At 58.3% G+C, this 7655-nt stretch carries 7 protein-coding genes; 4 read left to right on the plus strand and 3 right to left on the minus strand.

Going from position 1 to position 7655, the window contains the following annotated elements:
* Positions 1 to 293: 293 nt before the first annotated feature.
* The 3 genes from PEH01S_RS33575 to PEH01S_RS33585 form a co-directional block, all read right to left on the minus strand.
* Positions 294 to 1118 (minus strand): ABC transporter ATP-binding protein, encoded by an 825-nt coding sequence (locus tag PEH01S_RS33575; protein ID WP_025845475.1) that lies wholly within the window; start codon positions 1116 to 1118, stop codon positions 294 to 296.
* Between the two features lie 173 nt (positions 1119 to 1291).
* Positions 1292 to 2344: a FecCD family ABC transporter permease gene (locus PEH01S_RS33580; RefSeq protein ID WP_025845473.1), complete on the minus strand. Its 1053-nt coding sequence runs from the start codon at positions 2342 to 2344 to the stop codon at positions 1292 to 1294.
* Positions 2341 to 3351 carry a FecCD family ABC transporter permease gene (locus PEH01S_RS33585; protein ID WP_025845471.1) on the minus strand — a complete coding sequence of 337 codons (1011 nt, stop codon included), beginning with the start codon at positions 3349 to 3351 and terminating at the stop codon, positions 2341 to 2343. Before PEH01S_RS33585 ends, PEH01S_RS33580 begins: the two co-directional genes overlap by 4 nt.
* 228 nt (positions 3352 to 3579) lie before the next feature.
* Between PEH01S_RS33585 and PEH01S_RS33590 the strand changes: the two genes are divergently transcribed.
* The 4 genes from PEH01S_RS33590 to PEH01S_RS33605 form a co-directional block, all read left to right on the plus strand.
* A complete protein-coding gene (locus tag PEH01S_RS33590) occupies positions 3580 to 4581 on the plus strand; it encodes an ABC transporter substrate-binding protein (protein ID WP_025845469.1) in 1002 nt (333 codons plus the stop codon).
* Between the two features lie 132 nt (positions 4582 to 4713).
* A complete protein-coding gene (locus PEH01S_RS33595; RefSeq protein ID WP_127490387.1) occupies positions 4714 to 6012 on the plus strand; it encodes an ABC transporter ATP-binding protein in 1299 nt (432 codons plus the stop codon).
* Positions 6005 to 6637, plus strand: a complete 633-nt coding sequence (locus PEH01S_RS33600; protein WP_127490388.1) for a DUF4129 domain-containing protein — start codon at positions 6005 to 6007, stop codon at positions 6635 to 6637. The genes PEH01S_RS33595 and PEH01S_RS33600 overlap by 8 nt, the downstream gene beginning before the upstream one ends.
* The coding region (locus tag PEH01S_RS33605; protein WP_164828135.1) for a DUF4350 domain-containing protein at positions 6630 to 7655 on the plus strand (1026 nt) is incomplete at its 3' end. The genes PEH01S_RS33600 and PEH01S_RS33605, both read left to right, overlap by 8 nt.

The raw sequence follows: 7655 nt of genomic DNA on the forward strand, positions 1-7655 counted from the left end.
CTTAACTTGCAAGGTGTTTTTGATCCCTGTCTCACAAACGGGGGTCAGTTCCTTCCTCCCTATCCATTTTTGAATAGTGTTCCCTAACCGCCGAAAAATACAAGATTAAAAAAAGAGGTCGCATTTTTCCGTACCCGTCAGGTCTTCTATCACAAATGTCGTTCGTTTGCGGCTTGGCTGCAAAAAGATTGCCGAGAAGAAGCCAGTGCATCTTCGGATCGCCGACGTGGCCGAACGCGAAAAAAAGCGCCTGACTCCTTTATGCAGGAGAGGCGCTTTCTTTGGTATCCGTATTATTTCCCGGCCACCGCGAGCTTCGGAGCAGCCAAAGGCTGCTTGCCTCTGCCGAAAGGCACAACCATCGGCGTGCCGAACAGCGGGTCCTCGACGATTCGCGATTCCAGGTCGAACACGCTGCGGATCAAGTCTTCGGTGACGATATCCTGCGGCCGGCCTTCGGCCCATACTTTGCGGTCTTTGATAGCTACGATATTATGCGCATAGCGGCAGGCAAGGTTAATGTCATGAAGGACCATGACGATGGTGCGCTGTTCGCTTTCGTTCAGCTCGTACAGCAGATCGAGCACTTCGATTTGGTGCGCCAGGTCGAGGTATGTGGTCGGTTCGTCCAGCAGAATCGTCGGCGTGCCTTGAGCCAGCGTCATGGCGATCCAGGCCCGCTGCCGCTGGCCGCCGGACAAGGAATCGACCGTACGCTCGGCGAGCGGCTTCATATGCGTCAGCTCCAACGCGCGCTGCACCATGGCTTCGTCTTCCTTGGACCACTGCTGGAGCCAGCTTTGATACGGATAGCGGCCCTGCTTGACAAGCTGCAGCACCGTCAAGCCTTCCGGAGCCGCAGGGCCTTGCGGAAGAATCGCCATGCGTCTGGCGACTTCCTTGGTGGACAGCGTCGCGATGTTGCTGCCGTCGAGCACCACTTGCCCGCTTTGCGGCTTGAGCAGCCGGGCCAGAGAGCGGAGCAGGGTCGATTTGCCGCAGCCGTTGCCGCCGATAAACACCGTTATTTTTCCTTTCGGAATCTTGATGTTCAGCTCTCGAAAAATGCACGTATCCCCGTAACAGAGGCACAGGTCGTTCGATTGGATGGCAGTCATAAGATCTTCTCCTTCGGTCTTGAAGCCCGGCGATAGGCGGACATGGCGCAGACGGAACGTTTTTCGGCCGTTTGGGACAAATTCCGCCGCTCCGTTTGGTCTAGTCCGGGCTTCTCTGTTTTACATGGTGTCCGTGTCAAGGCTTCACATCGAAATCGACAGGTCAATACGAATTAACGGTTGCGGCTGCGGTACAGCAAATAGACGAAGAACGGCGCGCCGATGCAGGCGGTGAATACGCCGGCAGGAATGTCAAGCGGCGCAAACAGCGTCCGGCCGGCCAGGTCGGACAGCAGCAGCACGATCGCTCCGATAAGCGCGGATACCGGCACCAGCGCGCCGAAGGCCGGGCCGACCAGCTTCCGGGCCATATGCGGCGCCATCAAGCCGATGAAGCCGATCGCTCCGCCGAACGCTACGGCGGCTCCGCCCAAGGCGACGCTGAGCAGCAGCAGCAGAAACCGTTGGCGCTGGACGGCGCTGCCTACGCTGCGGGCGACTTCTTCGCCGAGCTCCTGGATATTGACATGCCGCGAATAGACGATAATAAGCGGCAGCAGCACAATAAACCAAGGCAGCAACGGAGTAACGGACTTTTCCCAAGATACGCCGTAAATGCTTCCGGTCATGAACGTAAGCGATTGGTTCGCCAGAACGACAGGGCCGGAGATCAGCATCATATACGAGATCGAGCTCATCGCCGCCGCGAAGCCGATGCCGATCAGCACGAGCCGGAGCGGGGTAACGCCGTCGCCTTTCCAAGACAAGGCATACACGACGAACGTAGCGATGAAGGCGCCGGCGATGGCGAAGACCGGCAGCAGATGAATCGTAATTTTATCCGAGAAAAAGAAAAAGAACGAGACGGCTCCGAGCGTTCCGCCGCCGGTCATGCCGACCGTGTCGGGCGAAGCCAGCGAGTTGCGCACGACGCCTTGCAGAATGGCTCCGGCCACCGCGAGCGACGCTCCGACGAGCACGGCCATCAGAATCCGCGGCAGTCGAAGCGAGCGGACGATCATCTCGCTGGAATCGTCTCCGAAGCCGAAGACCGAACGGACGACTTCCCCCGGCGGAATATAGACGCTGCCGATGCCGGTGCTGAGAATCATGGCGGCAATCGTGATAAAGAGCAGCAGGAACGTTACGGCAAGCGCTCTTTTGCTGACAAGATACGAGAAAGCTTTTCCGCGGACGGCAAAGTATCGGCTGGATTGTCGGCTCATGAGAGCTGCCCTCCTTTGCGCGCGATATACACGAAGAAGGGGACGCCGATCAGGGCGGTCGTGACGCCGACGGGAACTTCCTTCGGCATGGCGATGAAGCGGGCCCCGACGTCGGCGCTAACCAGCAGCAACGCGCCGACCACGGCGCAGTAAGGAAGCAGCCAGCGGTGGTCGATGCCTACCAGATAGCGGACGATATGCGGCACGATGATGCCGACGAATACGACCGGTCCCGCTACCGAAACGGCGCCGCCGGCAAGCAGCACGATGACGACGGCTGCAGCGGCTTTGACAAGCAGAGTCCGTTGACCGAGCCCTTTGGCCACGTCCTCGCCCATCGCCAGCACGTTGATTTGCGGCGAAAGGAGCAGGGCGCCGGCCAAGGCCACGAGCATATAAGGCAAAACCGCGTTCAGCATCTCCATCGTCCGTCCGGCTACCGAGCCGACGAGCCAGAACAGCACTTGGTCGAACGCTTTGCCGCTGCCGAGCAGGATGCCTTGGGTCAGCGACGCGAAGAAAGCGGTGACGGCCGACCCGGCGAGCGTAATCTTAATCGGGGTCAGGCCGTCGCGGCCGATCGAGCCGAGAAAGTAGACGCCCCCGGCGCTGACGGCGGCCCCCAAAAACGCGATCCAAGTATACCGGGTCATGCCCGAGACGTCGAACAGGGCTACGGATAAAACAATGGCAAACGCCGCTCCGGCATTGACGCCGAAAATACTCGGCGATGCGAGCGGGTTGCGGGTAATGGCTTGCATCAGCGCGCCGGCTACGGCGAGGCTTGCGCCGACCGCGGCGGCGATCAGTGCCCGGGGCACGCGCGCCGTTTGGATAATGATATGATCGTTGGAGCCGTCAAACTGCGTATAGGACGCGATAACGCGATCCCAAGAATAATAGTTAAGGCCGAACATGATACTGGCCGCCATGGCCAGAGCGAGCAATACGAGAGCTGCGATCAGGCCGATGATTTTGGAAGAGCGACGATGAAGTGGATTGTGCATAAAAAGATAGCCTGCTTCCTGTCTTAACCTATAGTATAACTGCTTTCTTTCATTGTATGAGAACCATTATCAACTGTCAATGAATCTGAGAATCATTATCACAAAATAGTTGACAAGCAAGCGAATGCTCAGTAATATTAACCAAGTAAATGATAATGATTATCAATCATTTGCGGCATTCACAATTAACGAAGACATCAAGAACAACCAGAGATCAGGAGGTCGCACATGTTTTCCCTTAACCGGTCGTTTCGTCTGAAATCGGCGGCGCTGCTTGCCGTCGTCTTATTGTTGTCCGTTTGGCTGACAGCTTGCGGCCAGAAGCCCGCAGCACAGCCGGAGGCCCAATCCGGAGGAGCCACAGCCCCGGCTAAAGCGGACGGTCCGCGCAAAGTCAAGCATGCCATGGGCGAAGCCGAGGTTCCGGCAAACCCGCAGAAGGTCGTCATTTTGACCAACGAGGGAACGGAGGCGCTGCTTGCGCTCGGCGTGAAGCCGATCGGCGCGGTGCAATCGTACACCGGCAATCCGTGGTTCGATCATATCAAAGCCGACATGGAAGGCGTCAAAGTAGTGGGCGGCGAGCAGCAGCCGAATCTGGAGCTGATCGCATCGCTCAAGCCCGATCTCATCATCGGCAACAAAATGCGCCACGAAAAAATTTACGATCAGCTCAAAGCCATCGCGCCGACCGTTTATTCGGAAACGCTGCGCGGCGAATGGAAGGATAACTTCAAGCTGTACGCCGAAACCTTGAACAAAACAGCCGAGGGCGAGAAAATCATCGCCGCATTCGACAAACGGATCGAGGACTTTAAGCAAAAAGCCGGCAGCAAGCTGAACGAGAAAGTGGCCGTCGTACGCTTCATGGGCGGCAAAACCCGTTACTACTACGGCAATATGTTTACCGGCGTTATCTTTAAGCAAATCGGCATTGCCCGCTCCGATGCCAAGAACGACGAGAAGGCGTTCGAAGACATTACGAAAGAACGGCTGACGGAGCTTGAAGCCGCCGACCGGGTCATTTATTTCACCTACGAGACCGGCGACGGCAAAGGAACCAAGCAGGAAGAAGAATGGATGAACGATCCGCTGTGGAAAAATCTGAAAGTCGTCAAGAACAATAAAGTGTTCAAAGTGGACGATGTGATTTGGAATACGGCGGGCGGCGTCAAAGCTGCCAACCTTATGCTGGACGGCTTGTACAAAATGTATGACGTGAAGCCTTAATCGCCTATAGCAGCACCCGGTCCGGCCGTCGAAGCAGACGGCCGGCTTTTTTGTATTCTGTAATTTATTGGTGCTATCCCGCTGAAAGTTCGTGTATAATGATGTCGAATATGTGGGCAGGAGGAGCGACCAATGATTTCATTTGAAAGGCCGATGGGGATCGGTTCGATTTTGGACAGGAGCTTTCAGATCTACCGCAAGCATTTTACGGTGACGTTCCTGCTGATGCTGCTGTTTTTCGGGCCGATTTATCTTTTGCAAAACGCAGTGCTCTTCGATATGAGCAGCGTTTCGCTCCTGCCGGAATCCGGGGAAACGATTGCCGATTCGCTTGACCGGTTCGCCGAAGCCAGCGGGTCTGGCGACGAACTGCGTATAGGGCTGCTGTTATTTTCGTTCTTGCTGATGCCGATTTATATGCTGGCCGTTTTTCCGGCTGCCGTTTCGTCGCAGCTGCACCTGGTCCGCGCCGCCGCCGAAGGAGCTTCCGTGGGCTTCAAGGAGCTGTTGAGAAGCTCGTTTTCCCGCTATTGGCCGATGGTGGGCAATACGCTGCTGTTCGGTTTGATCCTTATGGGCGTGTATGCGGCGATCTCGACCGCTGTCGTGTTCGGGGTTATTATTGTCGCTGCGGTATCGATCGGCATCGGCGCCGGCATTTCCGAACTGGGCTCCGATCCGTTCGGCAGCAGCATCGTGCTTGCTGTATTATTGATCGGTATGTATATGCTGGTCGTTTTGCTGATGATGGCAGGGATCGGGTTTTTCGCTATCCGTTTCGGTTTTTATTTGCCGGTCGTGGCACTGGAGGGCGCCCGATCGTCTCTAAGCAGGAGCTGGAAGCTGACCAAAGGGAACTTTTGGCGCATATTCGGCATCTACTTCGTCCTGTCGATTATTTACAGCGTCTTTATGCTGGGGACTTATGCGCTGCTGATCGCGGTATTTAAAATGTCCTTGCTCGGCCAATTGATCTACATCGTGCTGACGCTTCTGATCACGCCGATCTATATGATTCCTTATGCGGTAACCTACTTCGATTTGCGGGTGCGCAACGAGGGGGCCGATTTGGAGCAGATGCTTGCCGCCGGTCAGTCGTACGGGTCGTACAGCAGCCAGCCGGCGGAAACGGGAGATGGGGCCGGTCCAGCTGCGGAAAACGGCGGCTATGCTTTTGCTGCGGAGTCTGTGCGGCCGGATAGGCTGGTGCAAACGGCTGGAGCGGAGCAACCGGACGCGGGCGGCCAGGCTGCGGGAGCTGTGCAAACGGATGAAGCGGCGCAAGAGGCGGCAGCAGGGCAAACGAACGGGGCTGCACAGCCCGACGGTTCCGATCGGACCGGATCTGCCGAAGAAGCCGTCCGTGCTCCGGGCGTGAGTTCGCCTGTGGAAGACAACGGTTCGAAGGAGCCGGAGAAGAAAGATGACTAACGACGGTTGGAAGGCGGAAAAGAAACAGCTGGAGAGCATTCTGGAACGCGACGAATACACGGCGTATTTGCAAGGCGACGGACGGAATCCCGTCATCGAGTGGCTGGAGCGGATGTGGCGGAAGGTGCTGGATCTGTTCCCGGATATGTCCGTCCCGCCCGGCACTCCGAAGGTACTCGCCTACGTCCTGCTCGGCCTCCTGCTTGCCGTCCTTGTGGCGGCCATCGTCTGGCTGGTGCGCAGCCTGATCCTTGTTCGCCGCAGCCGGCGGCGCAGCGTGTTCCGCAGCGCCGCGGAGCTGGACCGCTCCTATGCCGCCTTGCTCCGGGAAGCGGAGGCATGCGCTGCCGAAGGCGACTATCCGGAGGCGGTGCGCCGGACGTTTCTGGCGATGCTTCTGCTGATGGATGAACGTCAATGGGTGCGGGCGGAGCGGTGGAAGACGAACCGCGAATATGCGGAGGAGCTGTACGAGCGGCAGCCGGGCGCGGTCGCTTCGTTTAAGCAGGCCGCTTCTTTGTTCGAGCTCGTCTATTACGGAGGGGGTACGGCGGGAGCGCAGGAATACGGACGGATGACCGAGCTCTTGGCACCGTACCGGCGGGAGGAGGCGGGCTATGCTTAAGCGGAACAAGCTGCAGATCGCTTTGGCGGTCAGCATCGTCGCATTTCTGCTGTTTGGATACGTTCTGGTGAAGCCGGATTTGCCGGATCATCCCCCGTATCTGTCGACGTCCGCAGACCTCGACGGTACCAAAGCGGTATTTACGCTGCTGAAGGAGCAGGGCGCACCGGTGAAGGCATGGAAGCAGCCTTGGCGGTCGCTGCCAAGCGGGGGCCGTCATAAGCTGATTGTCATTCAGCCTTATTCACTGGCGGCCAAGGAATGGGAAGAAATCCGCACATGGGTAAGCGGGGGCAATGAGCTGGTGCTGTTTCATGACGCCCCGGAACCATTGGATGCGTTCCCCCTCACGAAGACGGGGCAAGCCGGCTCCAACGCTGTAGCGATCACCGACTTGACGCGGCAGTCGGGCACGGGCACCGGACTCAGCGGGAAGGTCGCATCGGCCTACCGTTTGAAGGAAGCGACGGGCATAAAGCCGCTGCTGAAGGATGAGCGGGGCATTATTGCCGGACGCGCCGCAGTCGGGCAGGGCAGCATTACGCTGCTTCTCGTCCCGGAGTGGATGAGGAACGACCGCATTTTGGAGCATTCGCATTTTGAGCTGGTCCGGCCGTACATCCAGACAAGCCCGGAGACCGCGGCCCTATGGTTCGACGAGTATCATCACGGGCTTTACGAAAAACCGGGCCTGCTTGCGGTATATCCCGGCTGGCTGGTCGCCGTGCTGCTGCAGTTGACCCTGGGGGCGCTGCTGTGGCTCTGGTTGAAGGGCGTGCGCTTCGGGCCGGCCTACACGCCGCGCGCATGGACAGTGCGGCGCGGGGACGAGACGCTGCTCGCCGCCGCAGGGTGGTACGAGCGGCGCGGGCTGGCGCGGGAAGCGCTGGCGCACCAGGCGAGATATATTCGCGGCCTCATGCGCGAGCGGTGGGGCGTACGCCTCGATGCGACCGTAACGCAGGCGCTTGCAGCCGCCAAGCCGCACTTGAGCAAGGAGGAGCTGGAGCGGCTCGCG

The organism is Paenibacillus ehimensis NBRC 15659 (assembly GCF_004000785.1).
In the GTDB taxonomy this organism is placed as follows: Bacteria; Bacillota; Bacilli; order Paenibacillales; family NBRC-103111; genus Paenibacillus_G; species Paenibacillus_G ehimensis.

What these genes read in the sequence shown, in the direction of transcription:
- PEH01S_RS33590 (WP_025845469.1), top strand. Translation starts at nt 3,580, where the DNA reads ATGTTTTCCCTTAACCGGTCGTTTCGTCTGAAATCGGCGGCGCTGCTT.
- PEH01S_RS33600 (WP_127490388.1), top strand. Translation starts at nt 6,005, where the DNA reads ATGACTAACGACGGTTGGAAGGCGGAAAAGAAACAGCTGGAGAGCATT.
- PEH01S_RS33585 (WP_025845471.1), bottom strand. Translation starts at nt 3,351, where the DNA reads ATGCACAATCCACTTCATCGTCGCTCTTCCAAAATCATCGGCCTGATC.
- PEH01S_RS33575 (WP_025845475.1), bottom strand. Translation starts at nt 1,118, where the DNA reads ATGACTGCCATCCAATCGAACGACCTGTGCCTCTGTTACGGGGATACG.
- PEH01S_RS33595 (WP_127490387.1), top strand. Translation starts at nt 4,714, where the DNA reads ATGATTTCATTTGAAAGGCCGATGGGGATCGGTTCGATTTTGGACAGG.
- PEH01S_RS33580 (WP_025845473.1), bottom strand. Translation starts at nt 2,344, where the DNA reads ATGAGCCGACAATCCAGCCGATACTTTGCCGTCCGCGGAAAAGCTTTC.